23 protein-coding genes and 1 tRNA gene are annotated in these 23,423 nt (G+C 70.1%); 13 read left to right on the top strand and 11 right to left on the bottom strand.

Translation table 11 applies throughout. From position 1 onward, the window contains the following. Positions 1-26: 26 nt before the first annotated feature. Positions 27-2,546: a PIG-L family deacetylase gene (locus MLE43_RS11855; RefSeq protein ID WP_243304262.1), complete on the top strand. Its 2,520-nt coding sequence runs from the start codon at positions 27-29 to the stop codon at positions 2,544-2,546. Positions 2,547-2,651: 105 nt separating this feature from the next. Next, a complete protein-coding gene (locus tag MLE43_RS11850) occupies positions 2,652-4,352 on the top strand; it encodes a sodium:solute symporter (RefSeq protein WP_243304260.1) in 1,701 nt (566 codons plus the stop codon). Between the two features lie 131 nt (positions 4,353-4,483). Here MLE43_RS11850 and MLE43_RS11845 read toward each other — a convergent pair whose 3' ends face one another. Then, positions 4,484-5,155, bottom strand: coding sequence for an SOS response-associated peptidase (locus MLE43_RS11845; protein ID WP_243304258.1), 672 nt, complete (start codon positions 5,153-5,155; stop codon positions 4,484-4,486). 260 nt (positions 5,156-5,415) lie between these two features. Then, positions 5,416-5,492 (bottom strand) — tRNA-Met (locus MLE43_RS11840). A 92-nt stretch (positions 5,493-5,584) separates the two neighbouring features. On the opposite strand from MLE43_RS11840, the gene MLE43_RS11835 reads away from it, so the two are divergent. Beyond that, complete coding sequence (locus tag MLE43_RS11835; RefSeq protein ID WP_243304255.1) at positions 5,585-7,531, top strand: M1 family metallopeptidase; 1,947 nt, start codon at positions 5,585-5,587, stop codon at positions 7,529-7,531. A 73-nt stretch (positions 7,532-7,604) separates the two neighbouring features. Here MLE43_RS11835 and MLE43_RS11830 read toward each other — a convergent pair whose 3' ends face one another. Beyond that, entirely contained in the window at positions 7,605-8,564 is a 960-nt protein-coding gene (locus MLE43_RS11830; RefSeq protein WP_243304253.1) for a hypothetical protein, read from the bottom strand. 50 nt (positions 8,565-8,614) lie between these two features. Here MLE43_RS11830 and pyrF point away from each other — a divergent pair, with 50 nt between their 5' ends. Genes pyrF through pnuC form a run of 3 tightly spaced genes read left to right on the top strand, consistent with a single transcriptional unit; the run spans position 8,615 to position 10,472 of the window. Beyond that, positions 8,615-9,340, top strand: a complete 726-nt coding sequence (gene pyrF, locus MLE43_RS11825; protein WP_243304251.1) for an orotidine-5'-phosphate decarboxylase — start codon at positions 8,615-8,617, stop codon at positions 9,338-9,340. After that, the gene (locus MLE43_RS11820) at positions 9,340-9,882 is read left to right on the top strand and encodes a hypothetical protein (RefSeq protein WP_243304249.1); all 543 of its coding nucleotides are present in this window, start codon (positions 9,340-9,342) and stop codon (positions 9,880-9,882) included. Before pyrF ends, MLE43_RS11820 begins: the two co-directional genes overlap by 1 nt. Further along, on the top strand, positions 9,882-10,472 hold the full coding sequence (pnuC, locus tag MLE43_RS11815; protein ID WP_243304247.1) for a nicotinamide riboside transporter PnuC: 591 nt from the start codon (positions 9,882-9,884) through the stop codon (positions 10,470-10,472). The genes MLE43_RS11820 and pnuC overlap by 1 nt, the downstream gene beginning before the upstream one ends. On the opposite strand, the gene MLE43_RS11810 is transcribed toward pnuC, so the two are convergent. After that, positions 10,453-12,108, bottom strand: a complete 1,656-nt coding sequence (locus MLE43_RS11810) for a B12-binding domain-containing radical SAM protein (RefSeq protein ID WP_243304246.1) — start codon at positions 12,106-12,108, stop codon at positions 10,453-10,455. The genes pnuC and MLE43_RS11810 overlap by 20 nt on opposite strands. 128 nt (positions 12,109-12,236) lie before the next feature. Here MLE43_RS11810 and purL point away from each other — a divergent pair, with 128 nt between their 5' ends. Both purL and MLE43_RS11800 read left to right on the top strand, forming a co-directional pair. After that, positions 12,237-14,549: a phosphoribosylformylglycinamidine synthase subunit PurL gene (purL, locus tag MLE43_RS11805; RefSeq protein WP_243304244.1), complete on the top strand. Its 2,313-nt coding sequence runs from the start codon at positions 12,237-12,239 to the stop codon at positions 14,547-14,549. Positions 14,550-14,596: 47 nt separating this feature from the next. Continuing rightward, a complete protein-coding gene (locus MLE43_RS11800) occupies positions 14,597-15,097 on the top strand; it encodes a hypothetical protein (RefSeq protein WP_243304241.1) in 501 nt (166 codons plus the stop codon). Between the two features lie 15 nt (positions 15,098-15,112). On the opposite strand, the gene MLE43_RS11795 is transcribed toward MLE43_RS11800, so the two are convergent. Next, positions 15,113-15,301 (bottom strand): hypothetical protein, encoded by a 189-nt coding sequence (locus MLE43_RS11795; RefSeq protein WP_243304239.1) that lies wholly within the window; start codon positions 15,299-15,301, stop codon positions 15,113-15,115. Positions 15,302-15,379: 78 nt separating this feature from the next. Continuing rightward, positions 15,380-15,574, bottom strand: coding sequence for a hypothetical protein (locus tag MLE43_RS11790; RefSeq protein WP_243304237.1), 195 nt, complete (start codon positions 15,572-15,574; stop codon positions 15,380-15,382). A 125-nt stretch (positions 15,575-15,699) separates the two neighbouring features. Here MLE43_RS11790 and MLE43_RS11785 point away from each other — a divergent pair, with 125 nt between their 5' ends. The 3 genes from MLE43_RS11785 to MLE43_RS11775 are packed head-to-tail and all read left to right on the top strand — an operon-like array spanning position 15,700 to position 18,259. Then, the gene (locus MLE43_RS11785) at positions 15,700-17,310 is read left to right on the top strand and encodes an amidase (RefSeq protein ID WP_243304236.1); all 1,611 of its coding nucleotides are present in this window, start codon (positions 15,700-15,702) and stop codon (positions 17,308-17,310) included. Positions 17,311-17,359: 49 nt separating this feature from the next. After that, positions 17,360-17,863, top strand: a complete 504-nt coding sequence (locus tag MLE43_RS11780) for an Ada metal-binding domain-containing protein (protein ID WP_243304234.1) — start codon at positions 17,360-17,362, stop codon at positions 17,861-17,863. Positions 17,864-17,902: 39 nt separating this feature from the next. Beyond that, positions 17,903-18,259, top strand: coding sequence for a hypothetical protein (locus MLE43_RS11775; RefSeq protein ID WP_243304232.1), 357 nt, complete (start codon positions 17,903-17,905; stop codon positions 18,257-18,259). A gap of 64 nt (positions 18,260-18,323) precedes the next feature. Here the strand turns inward: MLE43_RS11775 and MLE43_RS11770 are convergent, their stop codons facing one another. From MLE43_RS11770 to MLE43_RS11750, 5 genes are all read right to left on the bottom strand, one after another. Then, on the bottom strand, positions 18,324-19,181 hold the full coding sequence (locus MLE43_RS11770) for an AraC family transcriptional regulator (protein ID WP_243304231.1): 858 nt from the start codon (positions 19,179-19,181) through the stop codon (positions 18,324-18,326). A 126-nt stretch (positions 19,182-19,307) separates the two neighbouring features. Then, a complete protein-coding gene (gene purQ / locus MLE43_RS11765; protein WP_243304229.1) occupies positions 19,308-20,006 on the bottom strand; it encodes a phosphoribosylformylglycinamidine synthase subunit PurQ in 699 nt (232 codons plus the stop codon). Then, the gene (gene purS, locus MLE43_RS11760) at positions 20,006-20,242 is read right to left on the bottom strand and encodes a phosphoribosylformylglycinamidine synthase subunit PurS (RefSeq protein ID WP_243304228.1); all 237 of its coding nucleotides are present in this window, start codon (positions 20,240-20,242) and stop codon (positions 20,006-20,008) included. The genes purQ and purS overlap by 1 nt, the downstream gene beginning before the upstream one ends. Before the next feature lie 75 nt (positions 20,243-20,317). Beyond that, complete coding sequence (locus tag MLE43_RS11755) at positions 20,318-20,725, bottom strand: MGMT family protein (RefSeq protein WP_243304226.1); 408 nt, start codon at positions 20,723-20,725, stop codon at positions 20,318-20,320. Positions 20,726-20,729: 4 nt separating this feature from the next. Continuing rightward, on the bottom strand, positions 20,730-21,092 hold the full coding sequence (locus MLE43_RS11750) for a DUF2203 domain-containing protein (protein ID WP_243304224.1): 363 nt from the start codon (positions 21,090-21,092) through the stop codon (positions 20,730-20,732). A gap of 28 nt (positions 21,093-21,120) precedes the next feature. Here MLE43_RS11750 and MLE43_RS11745 point away from each other — a divergent pair, with 28 nt between their 5' ends. Further along, positions 21,121-21,807: a hypothetical protein gene (locus MLE43_RS11745; RefSeq protein WP_243304222.1), complete on the top strand. Its 687-nt coding sequence runs from the start codon at positions 21,121-21,123 to the stop codon at positions 21,805-21,807. Further along, positions 21,804-22,937: a lipid-A-disaccharide synthase gene (gene lpxB / locus MLE43_RS11740; protein WP_243304220.1), complete on the top strand. Its 1,134-nt coding sequence runs from the start codon at positions 21,804-21,806 to the stop codon at positions 22,935-22,937. Before MLE43_RS11745 ends, lpxB begins: the two co-directional genes overlap by 4 nt. The last annotated feature ends 486 nt before the right edge of the window (positions 22,938-23,423 follow it).

Here is a 23,423-nt window from a genome sequence, read left to right as displayed (position 1 = left end):
ATTCCGCCGCTTCCACGCGCTAGCCCATGCGAACCCCGCGCCGGATCCTCCTCCTCGTCCTAGGGGCCCTGCTGGGACCGAGGCTCCCGGCCCAGGGCCCCGTCCGGGACGCCGCCGACCTGCAGAAGCAGCTGAACCGCCTCCAGACGGTGGGCAGCGTCCTCTATATCGCCGCCCACCCGGACGACGAGAACACGGCGGTGCTCGCCACGCTCTCCAAGGGGCGCAACCTGCGCACGGCCTACCTCGCCATCACCCGGGGTAGCGGCGGCCAGAACCTCATCGGCCATGAGCTGGGCGACAGCCTTGCGGCCATCCGGACCCAGGAGCTGCTGGCCGCGCGGCGCCTCGACGGGGCAGAGCAGTTCTTCACCTCGGCGGTGGATTTCGGCTTCTCCAAGACGGCGGAGGAATCCCTCCGCATGTGGGGCCACGACCGGGTCCTGGCCGAGGTGGTGCGGACCATCCGCGCCTTCCGGCCCGATGTCATCCTCACCCGGTTCCCGCCGGATGCGCGGGCGGGGCATGGCCACCACACCGCCTCGGCCCTGCTGGCCATCGAAGCCTTCAAGGCCGCCGCCGACCCGACCCGCTTCCCGGAGCAGCTCAAGGCCGGCCTCCGCCCCTGGCAGGCCACCCGGCTGCTGTGGAACCACTACCTCTTCACGGATGAGGCCCCGGCGCCCCCCGCCGGAAGCTTGACGCTGGACGTGGGGGCCTTCGATCCGCTGCTGGGCCGCTCCTACGGGGAGTTGGCCGCCGAGAGCCGCAGCCAGCATCGCAGCCAGGGATTCGGTGTGCTGGCCCAGCGGGGGCGGCGGGTGGAGACCTTCGAGCTGCTGGACGGCCGTCCGGCCAAGGGGGACCTCTTCGACGGGATCGATCTCACCTGGTCCCGCTTCCGGGGCACTCGGGGCGTCGCCGCCCTGTTGCGCGAGGCGCGTCAGGGGTTCCGACCCGATCACCCCGCCGCCATCCTGCCCCAGCTCGTGCGGGCCCTGCACGACCTTCGCAACCTGCCTCCGGAGGCGCAGGCCGAGCCGCTCGTCCAGGCCAAGCGCGCGGAGCTGGAGGAGGTCATCCGGGCCGCCGCCGGCCTCTGGGTGGAAGCCATCGCCGACCGTCAGCGCCTGGCGCCCGGAGACCGGCTCACCGTGCAGGCCGCCGTGCTGGTGCGCGGCGGGGCTCCCGTGGTGCTGGACGCCCTCACCCTTGAGGCGGTTGGGCCCGAAGGGACGCGCGTCCTCGAAACCCGCCGGGATGGGAAGCCTCTGCCCGACAACGCGACCCGCAAGGAACGCTTCGCGTTCACGGTGGCCGCGGACACCCCCCTGAGCCAGCCCCACTGGCTGGGTGGACCGGGCGCCGAGGCCTGGGCGGGTCTGCCCGAGTCCCCCGCGCCCTTCCGCCTCCGGGCCCGCCTGGCGACCCCGGAGGGCCCCTTCGAAGTTACGGTGCCCGTGCAGTTCCGCTTCCGGGATCCGGTCCTCGGCGAGCGGTACCAGCCTCTGGCGGTGGTGCCCGCGGCGCTCGTGACCTTCGCCGATCCGGTCCAGGTCTTCGAGGGGCCCGCGGCGAAGGAGGTGCGCCTCAAGGTGCTGGCCGGGGGGGCGGCGGCCGCGGGGAGGGTGCGCCTGCAGGCGCCGGAGGCGTGGAAGGTGGAGCCTGCCGAACAGCCCTTCGCCCTGTCCCGCCCGGGGGAGGAGCGGGAATTCACCTTCCGCCTCACACCGCCCGCCACCACGGCCTCCGGCGAGCTGCGCGCCGAGGTGGACACGGGCACGGGCTTCAGGCCCGCGCACGCCCTCGTGAGGGTGGACCATCCGCACATCCCCCTGCAGACCCTCCTGCCGGCGGCCAGAGTCCGTCTGGAGCGCTTCGAACTGAGGCACGACGGCCGCCGCATCGGCTACGTCATGGGCGCCGGCGATGACATCCCCCAGGCGCTGCGCCGCATCGGCTACGAGGTGGAGCTGCTGTCGGACGAGGCGCTGGCGCGGGAGGATCTGGCCCGCTTCGACGCCATCGTGCTGGGCATCCGCGCCTTCAACACGCGGCCCGCGCTCCAGAGCCTCAAGGAGCGGCTCCACGCCTATGTGGCCGCGGGCGGCACCGAGCTGGTGCTCTACACCGTGAATACAGGCATTCCGGGGATCAATGCCGGCATGGTCACGGAGGCCATCGGCCCCTATCCGTTCAAGGTGGGCCGGAAGCGCGTCACCGTGGAGACGGTGCCGGTGCACCTGCTCCAGCCCGGGCACCCGGCCTTCCACTGGCCCAACGAGCTCACCGCGCAGGATTTCGACGGCTGGGTGCAGGAGCGGAGCCTCTACCACGCCGAAGGCTGGGATGCCCGCTACACCCCCCTGCTCGGCATGGCCGACCCCGGTGAGCCCGAGGACGGCGGCGCCCTGATCGTGGCCCGGCACGGGAAGGGCCACTACGTGTACACGGGGCTCTCCTTCTTCCGCCAGCTGCCGGACGGAGTGCCCGGCGCCACCCGCCTCTTCGCCAACCTGCTGGCCCTGGGGCATGCCCATGACTGAGGAAGCCCCGCCCCTCCTGGGTACCTGGAAGCGTCTCTACCTGCTCGTGCTCGGTGAGCTGCTGCTCTGCATCCTGGGGTTCCGCCTGCTCGGCTGGGCCTTCTCGTGAGCCGGCTCGACTGGTTCGTCCTGGGCGCCGCCCTGCTCTTCGTCGTCTGCTGGGGCCTCTACAAAGGGCGCGGCGCCACCACGGGGGAGGGCTACATCGGCGGTGGCCGCGACCACCGCTGGTGGCTGATCGGCCTGTCCATCATCGCGACCCAGACCAGCGCCATCACCTTCCTCTCCACGCCGGGCCTGGCCTACACGGACGGCCTGCGGTTCGTGCAGTTCTATTTCGGCCTGCCCCTGGCCGCCATCGTGCTGTCCATGACGGCCCTCCCGCTCTACCACCGCCTGAAGGTGTCGACGGCCTACGAGATCCTGGAGGACCGCTTCGACCTGAAGACCCGGCTCCTCGCCGCCTGCCTCTTCCTGATCCAGCGCAGCCTCGCGGTCGGCATCACCATCTTCGCGCCGGCCCTGGTCCTTTCCGTGCTCCTGGGCTGGAGCATCCACGCCAACATCCTGCTGGTGGGCCTCCTGGTCATGACCTACACGGTGGTGGGCGGGACCCGGGCCGTGGCCTGGGCCCACAGCTCACAGATGGTGATCATCGCCTTCGGGATGATCCTGGCGGGCGTGATGACCGTCCACCGCCTGCCCCCCCACGTGAGCCTCGGCGACGCCCTCCACGTGGCGGGCGGGCTGGGGCGCCTGAACGCCATCGACCTGCGCTTCGACCTCAACAACCGCTACAACCTGTGGTCGGGGCTCATCGGGGGCTTCTTCCTCATGCTCTCCTACTTCGGCACCGACCAGTCCCAGGTCCAGCGCTACCTGGCGGGCAGCTCCCTCACCCAGGGCCGCCTCGGCCTCCTGCTGAACGGCATGGTCAAGGTGCCCCTGCAGTTCCTCATCCTGCTGCTGGGCGTGCTCGTCTTCGCCTTCTACCAGTTCCAGGCGCCGCCGCTCTTCTTCAACCCCGGGCCCGTGAAGCAGGTCCTGGCGGGTCCGGAGGCGCCCGCCTACCGCGCCACGGAGGCGGACTACGCCCGGGCGCGGGAAGCCCAGCGCCAGCGGGCCGAGGCCTTCGTGACCGCCCGGCATGGCGGGGACGCGGCGACGATCGCCGCCGCCAGGATGGAGCTCCAGCGGGCGCAAGCCGAGAGCGAAGCGGTGCGGCAGCGGGGCCTGGCGATCATCGAGAAGGCCAACCCCGGCACCCATCCCAGCGACGTCAACTACATCTTCCTGGCCTATGTGCTGAGCAGCCTGCCTGCGGGGCTGGTGGGCCTCGTGCTGGCCGCGGTGTTCTCGGGCTCCATGTCCTCCATGTCCGGGGAGATCAGCGCCCTCGGCGCGACCACGGTGGTGGACCTCTGGCGCCGCCTCATCGGGGGCAGCCGCGGCGTGCGCGAGGTGTGGGTGGGCCGCATCGCGACCTTCGCCTGGGGCTGCTTCGCCATGGCCTTCGCCGAGTACGCCGCCCGCCTGGGCTCCCTCATCGAGGCCGTGAACATCCTCGGCTCCCTGTTCTACGGCACGATCCTCGGCATCTTCATCACGGCCTTCTACCTCAAGCGCGTGCGCGGCGGCACGGCCTTCTACGCGGCCCTCGTGGCGGAAGCCGGCGTGCTCCTCTGCTTCAAGTTCACGGCCATCTCGTTCCTCTGGTACAACCTCATCGGCTGCCTGGCGGTGATGGGGCTGGCCTGGGGGTTCAGCTGGTTCCAGTCGCCGGGCGCCCTCCCGGAGTCGACCTGATGGGGCCCGCCGGTCCGGCCCCTTCGATAGGGCGCCAGCCGATGGACAGGCCTGGGGCCCTCCCGGCGGAAGCACCCTCGCAGCTCACCTGCTCCTGGGCGTGCCGGGGACACTGCCCGACCTGCCAGGCCCTACGCCGGCGGGAACAAGGCCGGCCCCTGCATCTCGACCTGACGGGAGGCCCTCCCGACGGGGTGGACCACCATGAGGTCCCCCGGGCAGGGAACGAGTAGGGGCTTCACGTCCCGGGTCTGCGCGGCGGGATCCAGCCAGAGATCCCAGGCGGATTCGGGGAGGATGACGGGCATCCTCGGGTGGATGCCGGCCAGGAGGTCGTTCGCCTCCGTCGTGATGAGGCAGGTGCTGACCATCACCTCGCCATCCGGTCCCTGCCAGTCCTCCATCAGTCCCGCAAAGGCGAAGCCTGCGCCCGCCACGGGGTGGATGTAGAACGGCTGTTTGACCTTCCCCTCGGCCTTCCACTCATAGAACCCCGAGGCCGGCACGAGGCAGCGCTTCCGCCTGAAGGCGCCCCGGAAGGTCGGCTTTTCCTCGACGGTCTCCGCCCGGGCCTGGATCGGTTTCGAGCAGGCATTCGGGTCCTTGACCCAGTGCGGGATGAGACCCCAGAAGGCCACATCGGCCACGCGCCGCCCCCGCTCGGGCCGCACGATCACGACATGCTGCCCAGGGGTGATGTCGGAACCCTCCACGATGTCGAAGCCGGGAGGGGCGATGCCGAACGCCTCCACCAGGGACTGCACCGTGAAGAGGAAGGTGTAGCGGCCGCACATGGAATTCATGATGACCGGGATGGGCCCCTGGATTGGGAGAAGCCAGGGCCTCCCACCGGACTTCGGTTGAGGCGCGGCCCCTCTGCTCTCCGCTTCGTCTCGTCGACCCATGAAGGCGCGATTTGAACGGGGCCCGCTGCGCGGTCCCGGTCTGCTCCGGACGCGACATCAAGTCGCCCCCTCCACATCCCACTCGCAGGTCCCGATCCTGCGGACGGTGCCAGGCGTACGCGAAAACCGGAGCACTCGGCTCCGGTTTCCATTCAGGTTGGTAGCGGGGGCAGGATTTGAACCTGCGACCTTTGGGTTATGAGCCCAACGAGCTACCGGACTGCTCCACCCCGCGGTAGATCTTGAGTGTAGCAGGGATCCGGGAAGAGGCAAGGACGCAGGCTGGGCGAGTGTTGGTAGACTCGACGGACGCTCTGGGAGGATCCGATGGGACGCCGCATGGTGGCTGCGCTGGTGCTGTTCGCGGCCATGGGGCTGGGCGCGGCGCCGCGGACCTGGACGCCGGAGAAGTGGTTCGACAAGCCGAGATCGCCGCGGATCGCCAACTACCGGATCGATGCCGTCCTCGACTACGAGCACAAGACACTTGAGGCGACCGAGACTCTGTCGTGGCGGAACACGGGCACGGCTTCCACGCAGGAGCTCCCGCTGCATCTCTACCTCAACGCCTTCAAGGGCCCCCAGAGCCTCTTCGTGCAGGAGAGCGGGGGGCGTCTGCGGAGCGATCAGCAGGACCGGCCGGCGGACGCCTCCTCCTGGGGCTACTGCCGCCTGATCAGCGCCCGCATGGACGGCCGGGACCTCCAGGGCCACGCCGGCGAGGACGAGACGGTGCATTGGCTCAAGCTCCCGCGGCCGGTGGCGCCCGGCGAGACCATCCAGGTGGAGATCGCCTGGGAGAACCGCTATCCCAGGGTCTTCGCGCGCAGCGGGTGGGCAGACGACTTCCTCATGTCCGGCCAGTGGTTCCCCAAGGTGGGGGTCTACCAGGGCGATCGTTGGAACTGCCACGCCTATCACGCCAACACGGAATTCTTCGCGGATTTCGGGGTCTACGACGTATCCCTGTCCCTGCCGAATGCGCTGGGTCTGGCCCACACGGGAACGCAGACGAACTTCATCACCGAGGTCGAGACGGACCCCAAGCGCCCGCTGAACGCGATCTGGCGGCTGCACGCGGAGGACGTCCACGATTTCGCCTGGGCCGTGATGCCGCGGGAGAGCTGGCGGAACCCGACCATGATCGAGTACCGCGGGGTGCAGGTCTTCTACTACATCAATGACCGCAACCGGGGGAACTTCCAGCGGCAGCGGCGGGCCGTGGAGAACGCCCTGCGCTGGAGCGAGGAGTGGTACTTCAAGTACCCGTATCCCACGCTCACGGTGATCGATACGCCCAAGGAGGCCGAAGGGGCGGATGGCATGGAATACCCCACCTTGTTCACCGCCACCTCGGTGGCGTTCGATCCGCTGCAGCAGCGCTTCGAACCGGAGGAGGTGGCCATCCACGAATACGGACACCAGTTCTTCTACGGCATGCTGGCCAGCAACGAGTTCGAAGAACCCTGGCTGGACGAGGGGCTCACCACCTGGTTCACCCACAAGGCCATGGAGCGCAGCTACCACAGCCTGCTGGGCGGCCGGCGGTTCCAGGTGCCCACGGACTTCCAGGAGTGGACCGGCTACTGGTCCCTGCCGTCCGCCGACCCGCTCACGCGGTTCGGGTTCAGGACGATGAACATGGACAGCTACTTCGTCATGGCCTACGGCAAGCCCACCCTGGTCCTGAATCAGCTGGAGGCCATGCTGGGCCGGCCCGTGATGGAGCAGGTGATGCGGGCCTACGCCCAGGAGATGGCCTTCCACCACCCGACCCGGAACGACTTCAAGCGGATCGCCGAGCGGGCGTCGGGCCGCGATCTGTCGGGGTTCTGGCGGGATTTCGTGGAGGGCACGGAGGTGCTCGACTACGCCATCCGGGGCGTGAAGACCCGGGAGGTCACCCAGGGCGGCTGGCTCTTCTCGGACAAGCACCCCGTCTTCGCCTCTCCGCAGCCCGCGGCGCCCGGCCGGGTGGGGTCCATCACCCTGGAGCGGAAGGGCGGCCTGAAGGTGCCGATCACGCTCTGGGTGCGCCTGGAGAACAAGGACGAGCAGCGGCTGGTGTGGGACGGGCAGGACCGCTGGATCACCTACGAGTTCGATTCCCCGGTCGCCGCCGCCGTGCTGGATCCCGACGGGAACTACCCGATGCTCAAGGACCGGCTCCACGCCAGCTACACGCCGAAGCCCATCAAGCGGGGCTTCTACTACTGGTCGCAGATGGTCTGGGGGGCCGTGGCCGGGTGGCTGCAGGGGTGCGGGATCGGCTGATCCGCCCAAGGTCCGGTTCAATCGGGGACTCTGGGACCTCCGTGTTCCCGCTTCCCCTGAAATCCGGGAAAGCCTAGGGCTTCAGCGGCGCCGCATCTCCCATGCGGAGGGCCTGGATGTTCCCCCGGGCGTCCAGGTCGACGAGGATGGGGAACCAGGCCATGCCGAGGCTTTCGAAGGCGGCCCGGCTGGGGACGAAGCGGGCGGTCCGCCCTGCCGCCCTGAAGCGCGCGGCCAGGGTTTCCGCCTCGATCCGCAGGCCCGTGGGGATGCTCGCGTTGCGGTCATCGAACCCGGCGTCGAGGCTGGGGATGATCCAGGCCACATCCGCCGGGAGGTCGGGGAGCGGGCCCTCCTCCGCGGGAAGGATCCAGACGCGGGCCGCGCCCAGCTGATCGAGCCGGAGGTCCTGGTACTCCAGGTCCGGCAGGGTCCAGAGGCGCAGGATCGGCGAAGGGCCGCCGAGCAGGCCGAAGAGGCGCTGGAACCGGGAGATCACGGGCTCGGCCGCCTCGTCCGCCCGGCCCTTGAGCGAGGCGAACCGCGCCTCGTCCTGCTCGGCCAGGGCCCAGCAGAGGGCGTGGCGGAGGGCGTAGCCGCGCGTGAGGCCCGGCCCGCCGGCCAGCAGCCGATCCTCCCAGGCCCGGCGGATCGCGGGCGTGAAGTGGCCCTCGCGGACCTGGACTTGGCCCCACCGCCACAGCGCCAGGGCCGTGCCCGCCTGGTGGAGGGGGAGCGCCGCGAGGCGGGCGGCCAGGCGCGCCCTGGGCGCCTTCAGCAGGGCCCGCAGGGCTTCGGCCTCCCGGTGGGCGGCCCCGGTCGGGAAGGGATTGGCCGGCGGCGCGGCCTGGGGGTCGAAGGTGGCCGCCGCCTGGAGCCACCGGTAGGCCAGGGCCCCCGGACCCTTGGGAGCCTTGGGCAGGGGGCGGCCCCAGTCATAGGCTTCCAGCAGCCGGTCCTGCAGCTCGGCGGCCGTGGGCGGCGCGGGTCGGACCTCGGCGGGTGGCGTGGACGGTGGCGTGATCAATGGCACGGGGTCCCCTTGGTGGCAGAATGATTCTCCGCATCATACGGGAGCCGTCCTTGAATCCAGCCCCAGCAACCCTCATGCCCCGGGAACGCCTTGTGGTGGCCCTGGACCTGCCCACGGCCGGGGAGGCCCTGGCCATGGCCCAGCGGCTGTCGGGCCGCGTGGGCATGCTGAAGGTGGGCCTGGAGCTGTTCTGCGCCGAGGGGCCCGCGTTCGTCCGGGAACTCCAGAAGCAGGTGCCGGTCTTCCTGGACCTGAAGCTGCACGACATCCCCACGACGGTGCGCCGGGCCCTGGAGGCTGTCCTGAAGCTGGATCCGCGCCTGGTCAATGTCCATGCCCAGGGCGGCCCTGCCATGCTGGAGGCGGCCGTGGAGGCCGTGCGCGCCCACCAGGCCGCCGGCGGCCGGACCGAGCTGCTGGCCGTGACCGTGCTCACCAGCCTGGACCGGGAGGCCCTGGCGGCCCTGGGCCATGCCGGGCGGCCCGAGGATCTGGCCCTGGCCTACGCGAAGCTGGCCCACCAGGCCGGCTGCGGCGGCGTGGTGTGCTCGGCCTGGGAGGCCGCGGCGATCCACGAGGCCTGCGGCGCAGGGTTCCACTGCCTCACCCCCGGGATCCGCCCCGCCGGGGCTGCCGCCCAGGACCAGGCCCGGGTGATGACGCCCGCCCAGGCCCTGAAGCAGGGCGCCACCTGGCTCGTGGTGGGCAGGCCCATCACCCACGCGGCGGACCCCCCCGCCGCCGCCGAGGCCATCGTGGCGGAGATGGAAGCCTGATGAGTGCCGGTTCCCCCCTGGTCTTCCGCCCGTCCTTCGCCCAGCGGGCCATGGCCGTGCTGCTCTTCGCCGGGTCCTGGCTGGTGGGGGTCCGCGCCCTGGCGCAGATCCTTGAGCGCCTGCCCGTCCTGCGCGCCTCCCTGAAGGTGGCCGAGGCCGCCAGCGAACCCACTTGGTCCTTCTGGGTGGCGGTGATCGCGGCCATCGGCGCGGTGGTGGCGGGGAGCCTGCTCCTCCTGGGCACCCTCTTCGGCCTGCTCCTGGTGGAAGGTTCTCAGGTGCTGGTGGATGAGCTGGGGCTCGCCGTGGAGCACAACGCCCTGCCGACGCCCTTGGCCCGGAAGCTGGGCGCCGGGCGACTGCCCTGGAAGCAGATCTCCCGGCTGGAACGGTCCGGTCCCTTCTTCGTGCTGCGGGGGGGCGCCGAACCCAAGCAGGCCGGCCCGAAGGATCCGACCCTCCGCTTCCTCATGGTGGACCAGCTCGAGCGCCTGGTGCTCATCGTCCTGGAGCGCAGCCCGAACCTGAAGCACGAGGACTGATGCCCTCTTTCATGGAAGTCTTCGGGTTCATCACCGGCGCTGCCTGCGTGGGCCTGCTGGTGCGCCAGAACATCTGGAACTGGCCGCTCGGCATCGCCAACAACCTGGTGTTCATCGTGCTGTTCTACCGGACGGGCCTCTACGCCGACGTCGGCCTGCAGGGGTTCTACATCGCCATCTCCGTCTACGGCTGGTGGAGCTGGCTGCACGGGGGCCGGGACCACGGCGCCCTGGAGGTCAGCCGGGTGAGGCCCGCCATGGCCGGCCTCCTGGCGCTGGTGGTGGCCGCCGCCACCGGCCTGCTGACCTGGCTGCTCCGCCGCTACACCAACAGCACCGTGCCGGTGCTGGATTCCCTCATCACCGCCCTCAGCCTCGTCGCCCAGTTCATGATGACCCGCAAGTGGATCGAGAACTGGCTGGTGTGGATCCTCGCCAACTTCCTGTCGGTGGGCCTGCTGATCTACAAGGGCCTCTATGTGGCCAGCGCGCTGTACGTCGTGTACCAGGCGCTCTGCGTGATGGGGCTGCTGGAGTGGTGGCGGGCGCTGGGCGGGTCGCGCCAGGTCGCTACATCTTCGGCCGGCTGAGGTAGGCTTCTGCGCCCTTCATCTCGGCCGTGGGCCCGTGAGCGGGCTTCTTCGCCCGTGTCTTGTGCTGCTTCAGGCCCCAGAGGGTCGCCAGCTCCGTGGCCTCGGGATTGCCGGGGGCCAGGGCCAGCACCTCGGCCAGGTCGGCGCGGGCCAGGTCCAGCCGGCCGGTCTTCTCGTGCAGCAGGGCCCGCTTCATGAAGCCCCAGGGATTGGCCGGTTCCTTCGAGATGATCTCGGCGTACTCCGCCTCGGCCTCGGTAAAGCGGCCCTCCTCCTCGGCCGCCTCGCCGCAGAGCAGGTTGGTGACGGCGCAGAAGCCCAGCCAGGCCTTCTGCTCGGCGAACTCGGCCGGCGTGAACCGCGACTTGGCCTTGGCCTGCTGGGCCACCCGGTCGATGTGGCGCAGGGCCTTCTCCGTGTGCGCGTCCACGCGGGCGAAAATCTCGGCGTCGCCGCTGGCCCGGTAGAAGTCCTTCTGGATGCGGCCCTCGGCGCGGTACTGGTCGAACATGCGGGTGCCGGGATACAGCGCCAGGGGGCTGATCTGGCAGTCCTGGGGTCGGGTGTCGCGGATGAAGGCGGCGGTCTCCTCCACATCGGCCCAGGTCTCGCCGGGGATGCCCGTGATGAGGTAGATGCCCAGGTTCATGCCGACCTTGCGCACCAGGCCCAGTGCCCTTCGCGCATGCCTCAGGTTGGTGCCCTTGTCCAGCAGCTGCAGCACGCGCTCGCTGCCGTGCTCCACGCCGAACTGCATGAACTCGCAGCCGGCCCGCTTCATAGCCACCAGGCGGTCCTCGTCCACCAGGTTCACGCGGCTCTGGCAGTTCCACAGGGGATGGAGGCCGCTCTCCTGGATGCCCTGCATCAGGGTCAGCACCCGGTCGCGGTTGGCGGTGAAGGTGTCGTCTCGGAAGCTGAAGTAGGTGAGGCCGTGCTGCTCGCGCAGCAGCCGCATCTCCCGCAGCACCGAGGGCGCGCTGCGGAAGCGGATGGAGGTGCCCCAGAACTCGGGGGTGTTGCAGAAGTTGCAGGTGGCCGGGCAGCCCCGGCTGGTGCTGAGGTAGGCCAGCTGGCCCACGTCGTTCAGGAAGTCAGCCTCCAGGTGCTCGGCGGGGATGCCGATGGCGTCCAGGTCCTCCAGGGGCGGCTGGGGCAGGGTGCGGCCCTCGCGGAGGATGAGGCCCGGCGTGCGCTTCCAGAGGTCCGATCCGGGCGCGGTCTGGAGGCGCTCCGCGAGGCCCAGCAGCACGGCCTCGCCCTCGCCCTGCACGATGGCGTCCAGGGCCGGGCAGTCCTCGAAGACCTCCTCGGCCAGGTGCGTGGGATGCGGCCCGCCCGCCAGGAGGATCGCGCTCGGGCAGGCCTCCCGGGCCCAGGCCAGCAGCTCGTAGGAGCGCTTCCGGTTGAAGGTGAACATGGACACGCCCACCACCGCCGGATTCTGGGCTTTCAGGTAGGCCAGGATCTCCTTGCGCCCCTTGCCGCTCAGGTTCGCCACCCGGCAGGGCAGGTCCCGGGCCTTGAGCATGGCCTGGAGGTAGCCCAGCCCGATGGGCAGGAAGGTCATCCACTCGTCCCCGAAGCCGCTGCGGGGGGCGCTGTAGGTGAGCAGGGTGCGGGGAGGGGGCATGGGCTCCGAAGGCGTGACTTTCCAGTGTACGGAAAGGGATTCCAGAAGGAAGCGGACATTCCAAGTACGGATGTCAAGCCTCGTCTGGAGGGTCCGGAACCGCTAGAATCAAGGCTTCCGGAGCCTCCATGTCCGTTGCCCACGAACCGGCCGTCACTGAACCCCTGGCTCTGGAGCTGGGCCTGTCCAAGGATGAGTGGCAGGTCCTCCTGCGCCTGCTGGACGGTCGCCTGCCCACCTATCCCGAGCTGGGCGTGTTCAGCGCCATGTGGAGCGAGCACTGCTCCTACAAGTCCAGCCGCATCCACCTGAAGAACCTGCCCACCGAGGGTCCCCGCGTCATCCAGGGCCCCGGCGAGAACGCGGGCGTGGTGGACATCGGCGACGGCTGGGCCGTGGCCTTCAAGATGGAGAGCCACAACCACCCCAGCTTCATCGAGCCGTATCAGGGCGCGGCCACCGGCGTGGGCGGCATCCTGCGCGACGTCTTCACCATGGGCGCCCGGCCCCTCGCCAACCTCAACAGCCTGCGCTTCGGAGAGATCGATGCCCCGCGCATGAAGGGGCTGGTGAAGGGCGTGGCCGCGGGCATCGCCGGTTACGGCAACTGCATGGGGATCCCCATGCTGGGCGGCGACTGCGCCTTCGACGCCAGCTACAACGGCAACATCCTCGTGAACGCCTTCACCCTGGGTGTGCTGCGCAGCGACAAGATCTTCAAGGGCTTCGCCTCCGGCATCGGCAACAAGATGATGTACATCGGCTCGAAGACGGGGCGCGACGGCATCCACGGCGCCAGCATGGCTTCGGCCGAGTTCGGCGAGGGCAGCGAGGAGAAGCGCCCCACGGTGCAGGTGGGCGATCCCTTCACGGAGAAGCTGCTGCTCGAGGCCTGCCTGGAGATCTTCCAGACCGACTGGGTCATCGGCATCCAGGACATGGGCGCCGCGGGCCTCACCTCCAGCAGCTTCGAGATGGCCAGCCGCGCGGGCACGGGTCTGGAGATCCGCCTGGACCAGGTGCCCATGCGCGAGGAGGGCATGACGCCCTTCGAGCTCATGCTCAGCGAGAGCCAGGAGCGCATGCTGCTGGTGGCCCGCCCCGGCTGCGAGGAGAAGATCATCGCCGTGCTGCACAAGTGGGGCCTCGACGCCTGCGTGGTGGGCGAGGTCACCGACAGCGGCCGCTTCATCGGCAGCTGGCACGGGGAACCCGTCATCAACCTGCCCATCCAGCCCCTGGTGGACGCCGCGCCGAAGTACGACCGGCCCCGCCAGCGTCCCGGCTACCTGGACGCGGTGGCCGCCGCCCCGCTACCGGCGGACCTCAAGCCCGCCGAGGTGGAGCGCACCCTGCGTCAGCTCCTCCAGGCGCCCACGGTGGCCAGCAAGCGGTGGATCTTCGAGCAGTACGACGGCACCGTGCGCAGCAACACGCTGCTGGGCATGGGCCGCGGCGACGCCGGGATCATCCGCGTGAAGGACGAGGCCGGGCAGGACACGGGCAAGGCCGTGGCCATGAGCAGCGACTGCAACAGCCGCTTCTGCTACCTGGATCCCTTCTGGGGGGCGGCCCACGCCGTGGCCGAGGCCTGCCGCAACCTGGCCTGCGTGGGCGCCGAGCCCATCGGCCTCACGGACTGCCTCAACTACGGCAACCCCGAGAAGCCCGAGAACATGTGGACCTTCGAGCAGGGCTGCCTGGGCATCCGCCAGGCCTGCCTGGCCCTCGATGTGCCCATCGTCAGCGGCAACGTCAGCCTCTACAACGACACCGAAGGCCAGAGCATCTTCCCCACGCCCATGATCGCGGCCGTGGGCCTCATCGAGGACTGCTCAGGCCCGGTCGTCCTCGGCGCGCCCGATGCCACGGCCCTCTCCAAGGTGGGCAACCGGCTCTGCGGAGCCAGCTTCCGGGCCGCCCACGACGGCATCTTCCTGCTGGGCGAGACCCGCGACGAGCTGGGCGGCAGCGAGTACCTGAAGCTGCGCACCGGCAAGGTGCAGGGCGCCTGCCCCGAGCTGCGCCTGGACGAGGAGCTGCGGCTCCAGGCCTGCGTGCGCGAGGGCATCCGCCTGGGCCTCATCCGCAGCGCCCACGACACCAGCGAGGGCGGCCTGGTGGTCGCCGCGCTGGAGAGCGCCTTTGGCGCCAACGACGGCGAGGGCATGGGCTGCCAGCTGATGCTGACCAGGGGCGCCCTGCGCCTGGACAGCCTGCTCTTCGGCGAGACCGCCGGCCGCATCGTGGTGTCGGTCAGCGCCGAGGCCGAATCCAGCCTCGCCACCCTCTGCGCCACCCATCGCGTGCCCTTTGCGAAGATCGGAGCCACCGGCGGTGCCCGCTTCACCCTCGCGGTGGACGGCCAGCCCCTGCTGGACGCCGAGGCTGCCGAGCTGAAGGGTCTGCACGCCGGGGCCCTGGAGGCCGCCCTGGGTTGACAGGGGGCGGCAGCCCCGGGAACCCTGGGGCATTCCCAGAGGGCCCCATGCGTCTGCCCATCCTGCTGCTTCTGGCTTCCTCCCTGGTCATCGCCGGAGTACCCCCGAAGGTTTCGAAGGGTCGGCCCTCGGCCGCCGGGGCCGAAGCCGCCCGCCTGGAATCCGAAGCCAAGCGCGCCAAGGCCTCGGCGGAGCGCCTGAAGGCCAGCGCGGCCAAGGCAGAGGCGCAGGCCAAGGTGGCCGCGGCGAAGGCCAAGGAGGCGGAGACCCGTGCGGCGGACCTTCAGATCCGCGCCTCGGAGGCCCGGGCCAAGGCCGCGGAGGCCGAGGCGAAGGCGGCCTCCGACAAGGCCACCGAGGCCCGCGTGAAGGCCCGCGAAGCGCAGCAGCGGGTGGCCAGCCTCAAGGGGGCCAAGGCGAAGCCGACCAAGCCCGCCAAGCCTGTGGGGCCGGCCGCCAAGCCCGAGGAAACCCCCGCGGCCAAGGCCGAGCCCGCCCCCAAGACCAAGCCCGCGCCGAAGCCCGAGCCGGAGGACGTTCCCAAGTAGCGCCCTTCCGGGCGCTCAGATCCCCATGGCGGCCGGGGCCTTGAGCCTGGCGAGGAGCTTCTGCATCAGCTCCTGGTCCGACTTGAGCGTGGCCTTGAAAGCCGCATGGTCCGTGTGATGGATCTCCCGCCGGATCTCCTCGAGGCTGCGCTCGAGGATCCGCATGAGGAGATCGGTTTCCTTGGCGTCCAGGTAGAGTTCCATCGGTGCCTCCCGCCCGCGCGGCCACCGGTCCGGGCTGGCCGCGTTCGCAGCCAATATCAGGTCCCCGGGGCCCGGGCGCTAGCCCCTTCCTCCCACGAGCCTCGCCGGCAGCAGGAACAGTCCCTTCACGAGCCCGAACACGCCCTCCACGGCGAAGCCCAGGAGCCGGAAGGGGAGGAGCAGGAGCCAGACCAGCGGATAGAGGATCAGGGCCAGGAAGGCCAGGGGCCAGCAGACCACCAGCAGGATGAGCCAGAGCAGGAACGCGGCCATGGGAGCCTCCGACGGGTCAGGATCGGGCTCCGACCCCGCCCACGCCGGGGCGGATCGGCGAACGGGCGCTGGGGACCGGCGGCCGGCAGGGTTAACATCCTTCCACACCTCTTCGGGGAACGACGATGCCGCAGCAAGACGATGCTCTGACCTTCGATCGCCGCGCCTTCCTGGGCGCGGGTTTGGCCACGGGCGCCGCGGCGCTGGTGGGGGGCGACCTGAAAGCCGCTTCCGGCGCCAAGGCCCTGGTGCTGCAGGAGGCCACGGTGGATGGCCTCCAGGCCGGCATGGCGGCGGGGCACTGGACGGCCGTGGAACTGGTGAAGCGCTACCAGGCGCGCATCCGGGCCCTGGACCAGGCGGGCCCGAAGCTGAACTCGGTCATCGAGCTGAACCCCGATGCGCTGGCCATCGCGAAGGCCCTTGATGCGGAGCGGAAGGCCGGGCGGGTGCGCGGCCCCCTCCACGGCATCCCCGTGCTCATCAAGGACAACCTCGATTCGGCGGACGCCATGAAGACCACGGCCGGGTCGCTGGCGCTGGCCGGGGCCCCGGCCCCGAAGGAGGACGCCTTCGTGGTCAGGCGGCTGCGCGAGGCCGGCGCCGTGATCCTGGGCAAGACGAACCTCAGCGAGTGGGCGAACTTCCGCTCCACGCGCAGCAGCAGCGGCTGGAGCGGCCGGGGCGGGCAGACGCGGAACCCCTACGCCCTGGACCGCAGCCCCAGCGGCTCCAGCTCGGGCTCCGGAGCCGCCACCGCGGCCAGCCTCTGCGCCGTGGCCGTGGGCACCGAGACCGACGGCTCCATCGTGAGCCCCGGCAACGCCAACGGCCTCGTGGGCCTGAAACCCACGGTGGGGCTGGTGAGCCGCAGCGGCATCATCCCCATCTCCAGCACCCAGGACACGGCCGGGCCCATGGCGCGGACCGTGCGCGACGCGGCGCTCCTGCTGAACGCGCTGGCTGGCGCCGATCCGAAGGATGCCGCCACCGGCGCCCCCGCCGCCCACCGGGAGAAGGACTACACCCAGTTCCTCGCCGCGGAGGGCCTCAAGGGCGCGCGGCTCGCGGTGGTGAAGAACCTCCTGGGCGTGCATGCCCATGTGGACGCCGTCATCCAGCCCGCCCTGGACCTGCTCAAAGCCCAGGGGGCCGTGCTCGTGGAGGTGGAGCTGAAGACCGCCGCCTACGACGAGGCCGAGTTCGAGGTGCTGCTCTACGAGTTCAAGGCGGGCCTCAATGCCTACCTGGGCGGCCGGGGTGGCGCGGTGAAGGATCTGGCGGGCCTCATGACCTTCGACGAGCGGGAGAAGGCGCGGGAGATGCCTTTCTTCGGCCAGGAGCTCCTCGCGCAGGCCCAGGCCAAGGGGCCGCTGACGGATCCCGCCTACCGGAAGGCCCTGGAGACCTGCGCCCAGGCCCGGAAGGACATCCTGGACCTGCTGGAGAAGCACGCGGCCCAGGCTCTGGTGGCCCCCACGGGTGGGCCCGCCTGGCTCATCGACCACCTCAACGGCGACAGCTCCAGCCTCAGCTTCTCGAGCCCCGCCGCCGTGGCGGGCTGCCCGCACATCACCGTGCCCGCGGGTTTCGCCTCGGGGCTGCCCGTGGGGCTCTCCTTCGTCTCCGCCCCCTGGCAGGAGGGCACCCTCCTGAAGCTGGCCTATGCCTTCGAGCAGGCCTCCAGGGCCCGCCGCCCACCCCGCTTCGCACCTTCCTGCCGCGTCACGCGTTGACAGGGCGGGGACCGAAGACCACCCTGATGTTCCATTTCAAGGAGACCCCATGAACCGCACCCTGTTCGCCCTCCTTCTCGCCGCCTCGCTGGTGGCCGTGGCCCAGGAACCCAAGACCAAGCCCGCCGAGCCCAAGACCGCCGCTGAGCTGAAAGCCGACAAGAAGGCCGAGAAGAAGGCCAAGAAGGCCGATGAGAAGAAGAAGGCCGCCGAGGCCAAGGCCGCCGCCGCGAAGCCGGCTCTCGCTCCGGCCGCCAAGGCTGCGCCCGCCCCCGCGCCGGCTGCTGCCGCCAAGCCCGCGCCTGCGCCCGCCCCAGCCGCTGCCGCGAAGCCCGCCCCGGCCCCCGCAGCCGCCGCGGCCGCTGCCAAGTCCGCCGCCCCCAAGGCCGCGGCTGTGGCCACGGCCATCGTGGCCAACAAGGACTCCAAGATCTACCACCGCGCCGACTGCAAGCTGGCCGGGAAGATGAAGGAGTCGAACAAGGTCGCCTTCGCCTCCGCCGCGGAAGCCGACAAGGCCGGCTACAAGGCCTGCAAGGTGTGCAAGCCCTAGCGGGCACTCTTCAGTCCTCAATTCTCAAGGGAGGTTCCGATGAAAGTGGTTCTGTGTTTGATGCTGGGTGCTTCGCTGGCGATCGCGGCCCAGGTTCCCAGCAAGGATGATCTGAAGGGCGCCGCGAATGCGGCCGTGGACAAGGGCCAGGCCAAGGTGGACACCAAGGCGGATGAGGCCAAGTCCAAGGCTGACAAAAAGGCCGCGGACGCCAAGGCCAAGGCGGATGCCAAGGCCGGCGCGGTTCCCGTCGCCGGGGACAAGGTGAAGGCCGCCACCGCCAAGGGTGAAGGCGCCGCCAAGTCCGGGACCAGCAAGGCCAAGGCCAAGTCCAAGAAGGGCACCACCAAGGGTGCGGAGAAGGCCAAGACCGTGACCGAGAAGGTCACCAAGTAGGCTGTTGTCCAAGCAAAGGAAAAGGGCGCCGACCGGCGCCCTTTTCCTTTGCAGGGGCTTCGCCCTACTTCTTGGGGAACTGCCGGTCGTAGGCTTCCTGCGCGTACTCGCTGGGGGGGACGCCGAAGCGGCGCTTGAAGGCGCGGGTGAAGGCGCTGGCGTCGTAGAAGCCGAGGATCTTCGCCACGTCGCTGGGCCGCTCGCCGTTGGCCAGCAGGGTGACGGCGCGCTGAAGGCGGCGCTCGATGAGGTACTGGTGGGGCGTGGTGCTGGTGGCTTCGCGGAAGAGGCGGATGAAGTGGTCCGGCGTGCAGCGGGCCATGGTGGCCAGCTCGGGCACGCTGTTCTTGGAGCCGATGTGGACCTCCATGTGGTCCAGCACCAGCTGCAGGGTCGAGCGGTTCAGGCGGTAGGGGAAGCGGCCCCGGTCCTCCTTCTCCGTCAGGCGCGACAGCTCGGCGCCCAGCAGGATGAGGAACAGCTCGCGGGTCATGAGCTGCACACCGTCGGGATTCGCCAGCTCCTGGGTGAAGATGCTGAACAGCTGCTTGAGGCTGAGGCTGCGCAGCACGGCGAAGCTGGACTCCTGCCACTTCCGCGGCGGGTTCTGCAGCGAGGACAGCAGCGGCTCCGGGAAGGGCCCCTCCATGAACAGCGCCGTGAAGCCGAAGGGCGCGTTCGCGTGGTGGCGCTTCAGGGTGTGGCCGAAGCCCGGCAGCAGCAGGGCCAGGTCGCCCGAGCGGATGACGCCCTCCTCGCGGTCCTCGCTGGTGCAGACGCGCACCGCGTGGGTGGGCTGCAGCAGGGTCCACGCATCCCGCGCGGGCAGCAGCTTGGCGGGCACGGGATCCCGCTTGAGGACAGCCAGGCGGAGGGGGCCGCTGGTATAAGTTTGGAGGTTTTTGGCTTCAGGTTCGCTCATGGCTCAGGAATAAACAGGCATGCCCATCGGGGCTATCCGGAAGGATGACAGGAAATCTTTTTGCAAGGCATGAAATTTTCACAAGCCAAGGCTGTTTTTTTTTCCAGGATCCCCGGAAGGCCCGCATCACACCTTGCTGAAGGCCGCCGCCAGGCTCCGGAACACGCCCAGGCCGCCCGTGGGGCCCAGCTTGGGATCCACGGCCCGCTCGGGGTGGGGCATCATGCCCAGCACATTGCCCTGGAGGTTCACGATCCCCGCGATGCCGTTCATGGCGCCGTTGGGGACATGGTCCTCGCCGATCTCGCCCTGGGCCGAGCAGTAGCGGAAGGCGACACCGCCGCGGGCCTCCAAGTCCGCCAGGTCGGCGGGGTCCAGCGTGAAGTTGCCCTCGGCGTGGGCGATGGGCACCCGGAACACCTCGCCGGCCTTCATGGCCTGGGTGAAGGGCAGGTCGGCCCGCTCCACCCGCAGGTGGACGTCCGCGTGGATGAAGCGCAGGGATTCGTTGCGCAGCAGGGCGCCGGGCAGCAGCTGGGCCTCGCAGAGGATCTGGAAGCCGTTGCACACGCCCAGCACCAGGCCGCCGTTGTCCGCGTGGCGCTTCACGTCCGCCATGATCGGCGCCAGGGCCGCGATGGCGCCGCAGCGCAGGTAGTCGCCATAGCTGAAGCCGCCGGGAACGAAGACCAGCTCCGTGCCTTCCGGCAGCCGCGCCTCCTGGTGCCAGACGGGGATCGTCTCCCAGCCCATCACCGTGCCGCAGGCGTGGAGGGCGTCGTGGTCGCAGTTGGAGCCCGGGAAGATCGGCACCGCCACCCGCATCACAGCACCTCGATGGAGGCCTTCTCCATCACGGGATTGACCAGCAGCTTGTCGCACATGGCCTGGGCCCTGGCCTTCACCTCGGCCGGATCGGCGCCCGGAATGTCCAGCTCGATGAGCCGGCCGATGCGGACATGCTCCACCTCGAAGCCGAAACCGTGCAGACCCTGCTCCACCGCCTTGCCCTGGGGATCCAGGATCCCCGGCTTCAACTGTACCGACACGCGCACCTTCATGGAGCCCTCCGCCCCTCCAGTGTACCTGAGCGGGCCCCGGTCCGGCGGGGCGGGCGGCCCCGGAAGGCGGCGGAATCAGGCCTTGTTCCGGGTCCCGGGGCGTCTGGGGGCGGCCTTCGGCTTCCGGTCCAAGCCGTCCCAGCGGTGGGCCTCCAGGTCCAGGTTGCCCTGGTCGTCCACCTCGATGCCTTCGTCGCGGAGGCGGGTGATCTGCTCGAAGGCCCCCCACCAGCGGCCCCGGCTCGGCACATAGCCCCGGGTGTTCACCACGCGGTGCCAGGGCAGGTCGGTGCCCTCGGGCAGGCCCGACAGCACCATGCCCACCTGGCGCGGGCGCTGGGGGAACCCCGCCAGCAGGGCCACCTGGCCGTACGAGGCCAGGCTGCCCTTGGGGATCCGCGCCACCACCGCCAGCACCGCCGCGCGGAAGTCGCGGGGCGGGGCCATGGGTTCGATGCGCTTCGCGGGTCTGGGCTTGGGCATGCGCTCAGGCCTGCACGCCCGGCCGCTGGTCGGCGGGCACGCGGGAACGGAAGCCGCCTTCGTAGCTGTGCCAGTGGTCGAGGGTCTCCTCGGGGTAGGCCCAGCACCAGTAGCCGTCGCCGGAATCGAAATCCACGAGCCACAGGCCCTTCACGTCGGCCTCGAGGTCCTGCATGCTCTCCTGCCAGGATTCGACCAGGGTCTGCAGGCGTTCGCGGAGTTCCTCGGCCCGGACATCGTCGGGCACTTCCTCCGCATGGCTGAGCTCTTCGGCGAGACTCGCGGCCAGTGTGTAGACAGGTTCCGTCACCGCCTTCACTTGCGGCATCAGGGCCCGGGCTTCGTCGAGGGTGAAAATGCGGCCCATGGCGCCTCCATTGCTCCATGATAAGCCGATGCGGTTCGTGCCCCAGATTCCATCCAGTTTTGATCCCGGGTCCTGGTTCCCCTTCGCCCCCGTGACCCTGCGGTGGGAGGGCCAGCTGCATCCGGACTGGCCGGCCGCCGTCCGCCGGGGACTGGCGGTCCACGCCATCGACCTGCCCGGCCAGGCCCCCGTGGAAGAGGCCCTGGCGGCGCTCCATGCGGCGCTGGCCCCGGATTTCCTCATCCTGCCCGCGGCCCGCCCGCAGAACCGGGAGGGCGGCTTCCGCCTGCTGGGCCACCTCGAGACCCTGCTGGAGGCCACCAGCGGCCGCGGCGTGAAGCTGGCCCTGCGGATCGAGGGCGGGGCCGAGGCCGAAGTGGTGGAGCTGCTGCGGCAGGCCCGGGCCGAGGCCGTGGGCTACTGCTGGCATCCCGGCACCACGGATCCCGAGCTGCTGGCGGACCGCCTCTGGTGCGGCGTCTGCGAGCCGGGCTCGGACCTGAGCGCCCTCCAGAGGCTCGGCTACCGCTGGGACATGGCCCTGCCCGCCGCGGAGCCCGCCACCTTCCGCGCCCAGGCCGCGGCGCTGGAGGCCGCCCATCCGCCGGTGCTCTTCCCCGCGGAGATGCCCGCCACGGCCCTGGGCCGCCCCGTGGTCCCCGACGACAGCGTGATGTTCGGGCGGCACCTGGAGCGCAAGGGGGGCCACGCGTGACCCCGACCCTGCTCGTCATCGCGGGCGAGGACTCCGGCGACCTGCATGGCGCGGAGCTGCTGCGCGAGCTGAAGGCGCGCCGTCCCGACCTGCGGATCATCGGCGTCGGCGGCCCGCGCATGACGCCTTTCCTGGACCGCAAGCTGGCGGACGTGAAGGATCTCGCTGTCGTGGGCTTCGTGGAGGTCATCAAGCACCTGCCGCGCCTGAACCGGCTCTTCAAGGCCATCCTCGCCGCCGCGGCGGAGGAGGCGGTCGCCGGCGCCCTGCTCATCGACTACCCGGGCTTCAACCTGCGGCTGGCCAAGGCCCTGCGGAAGCAGCTGCCCGCCGTGACGCTGCACCAGTATGTGTGCCCCCAGGTGTGGGCCTGGAAGAAGGGGCGCATCCCCGAGCTGGGCACGGTGCTGAACACCCTCTACTGCCTCTTCGACTTCGAGCCGGAGCTGTTCCGCGGCTACCCCGTGGATGCCCGCTTCGTGGGCCATCCCCTGGTGGAGGTGGTGAAGCCCGAGTGCGACCGCGCCGCCTTCTTCGCCGAGACCGGCCTCGATCCCGCGCAGCCCCTGGTGGCCCTGCTGCCCGGCAGCCGCAGGGGGGAGATCGAGCGCCTGCTGCCGCCCATGGCGGAGCTGGCCAGGCGCTGGCGCACGGCCCGGCCCGAGGTGCAGTGGGCGCTGCCCGTGGCCCCCACGCTGGACCCCGCCTTCGTGCGCGCCCATCTGGGGGACGCCCCAGTGACGCTCGTGCAGGACCGCCCCTACGCCGCCCGGGCCTACGCGGACGCGGCTCTGGTGGCCTCCGGCACCGCCACCCTGGAGACCGCCCTGCTGGGCACCCCCTTCGCCATCGTCTACAAGCTGAACGCCCTCACCTACCAGATGGCCCGCCGCATCGTGAAGGTCCCCCTCTTCGGCCTCGCCAATGTGGTGGCCCGCCGCGAGGTGGCCCCCGAGCTGCTGCAGGGCGAGGTGAACCCCGAGCGGCTGGGCGTGGAGCTGGCCCGCCTGCTGGACCCCGGCACCGCCCGTCGCGTCCGCGCCGAGCTGGGTGAGGTGCGCGGCCACCTGGGCGAGCCGGGAGCCGCGGGCCGCGTGGCCGAGGACCTGCTGGGGAAGCTCCAGGCCTGAGCGGCGGAGTCTGAACCCCCTGAAGATGGCGGCCGCGCAGCAGGGTAATCCATGTTCCCGCGCCATCCGAGGGGCGGGGAGTCCCCGTTCGCCCCAGGTTTTGCCTCCGTTCAGCGGGGAAAGGACCCGGTGGTCACCAATGTGGGTATCGTTCCTACATCCATAATCTGGCGACGGGCTCCGTGATGGGTTGAGTCGTCTAATCCAAGGTTAGGCAACCAATGAGCGCAAAGAAATCCATCTGCTTCATTGCAATTCTTCTTTTGAGTACCTTGGACTGCAGCACACCAACAGCCACCGTTGTGAATTCAGCTAGTGCATTCGAGATCTCTACCGAAATTATCAACAGGAACGATGGCCTAGCTTCGCTCGAGATTACCTCGGTAGACCCTAATGGTGAATTGCTACCAGATATGGTCATCATTATCACTCCAATAAATGACTGGCCACGCTCCTTGAGAACTTACGAGAGTACCCGGTATTCCG

Source organism: Geothrix oryzisoli (genome assembly GCF_022808865.1).
Classification (GTDB): Bacteria; Acidobacteriota; Holophagae; order Holophagales; family Holophagaceae; genus Geothrix; species Geothrix oryzisoli.
This window is presented reverse-complemented; position numbering and strand designations above follow the sequence as displayed.

Coding starts and splice junctions, on each gene's coding strand:
- MLE43_RS11855 (WP_243304262.1), top strand. CDS start 27: ATGCGAACCCCGCGCCGGATCCTCCTCCTCGTCCTAGGGGCCCTGCTG.
- MLE43_RS11845 (WP_243304258.1), bottom strand. CDS start 5,155: ATGAATTCCATGTGCGGCCGCTACACCTTCCTCTTCACGGTGCAGTCC.
- MLE43_RS11835 (WP_243304255.1), top strand. CDS start 5,585: ATGGGACGCCGCATGGTGGCTGCGCTGGTGCTGTTCGCGGCCATGGGG.
- MLE43_RS11820 (WP_243304249.1), top strand. CDS start 9,340: ATGAGTGCCGGTTCCCCCCTGGTCTTCCGCCCGTCCTTCGCCCAGCGG.
- pnuC (WP_243304247.1), top strand. CDS start 9,882: ATGCCCTCTTTCATGGAAGTCTTCGGGTTCATCACCGGCGCTGCCTGC.
- MLE43_RS11810 (WP_243304246.1), bottom strand. CDS start 12,108: ATGCCCCCTCCCCGCACCCTGCTCACCTACAGCGCCCCCCGCAGCGGC.
- purL (WP_243304244.1), top strand. CDS start 12,237: ATGTCCGTTGCCCACGAACCGGCCGTCACTGAACCCCTGGCTCTGGAG.
- MLE43_RS11800 (WP_243304241.1), top strand. CDS start 14,597: ATGCGTCTGCCCATCCTGCTGCTTCTGGCTTCCTCCCTGGTCATCGCC.
- MLE43_RS11795 (WP_243304239.1), bottom strand. CDS start 15,301: ATGGAACTCTACCTGGACGCCAAGGAAACCGATCTCCTCATGCGGATC.
- MLE43_RS11790 (WP_243304237.1), bottom strand. CDS start 15,574: ATGGCCGCGTTCCTGCTCTGGCTCATCCTGCTGGTGGTCTGCTGGCCC.
- MLE43_RS11785 (WP_243304236.1), top strand. CDS start 15,700: ATGCCGCAGCAAGACGATGCTCTGACCTTCGATCGCCGCGCCTTCCTG.
- MLE43_RS11780 (WP_243304234.1), top strand. CDS start 17,360: ATGAACCGCACCCTGTTCGCCCTCCTTCTCGCCGCCTCGCTGGTGGCC.
- MLE43_RS11775 (WP_243304232.1), top strand. CDS start 17,903: ATGAAAGTGGTTCTGTGTTTGATGCTGGGTGCTTCGCTGGCGATCGCG.
- MLE43_RS11770 (WP_243304231.1), bottom strand. CDS start 19,181: ATGAGCGAACCTGAAGCCAAAAACCTCCAAACTTATACCAGCGGCCCC.
- purQ (WP_243304229.1), bottom strand. CDS start 20,006: ATGCGGGTGGCGGTGCCGATCTTCCCGGGCTCCAACTGCGACCACGAC.
- purS (WP_243304228.1), bottom strand. CDS start 20,242: ATGAAGGTGCGCGTGTCGGTACAGTTGAAGCCGGGGATCCTGGATCCC.
- MLE43_RS11755 (WP_243304226.1), bottom strand. CDS start 20,725: ATGCCCAAGCCCAGACCCGCGAAGCGCATCGAACCCATGGCCCCGCCC.
- MLE43_RS11750 (WP_243304224.1), bottom strand. CDS start 21,092: ATGGGCCGCATTTTCACCCTCGACGAAGCCCGGGCCCTGATGCCGCAA.
- MLE43_RS11745 (WP_243304222.1), top strand. CDS start 21,121: ATGCGGTTCGTGCCCCAGATTCCATCCAGTTTTGATCCCGGGTCCTGG.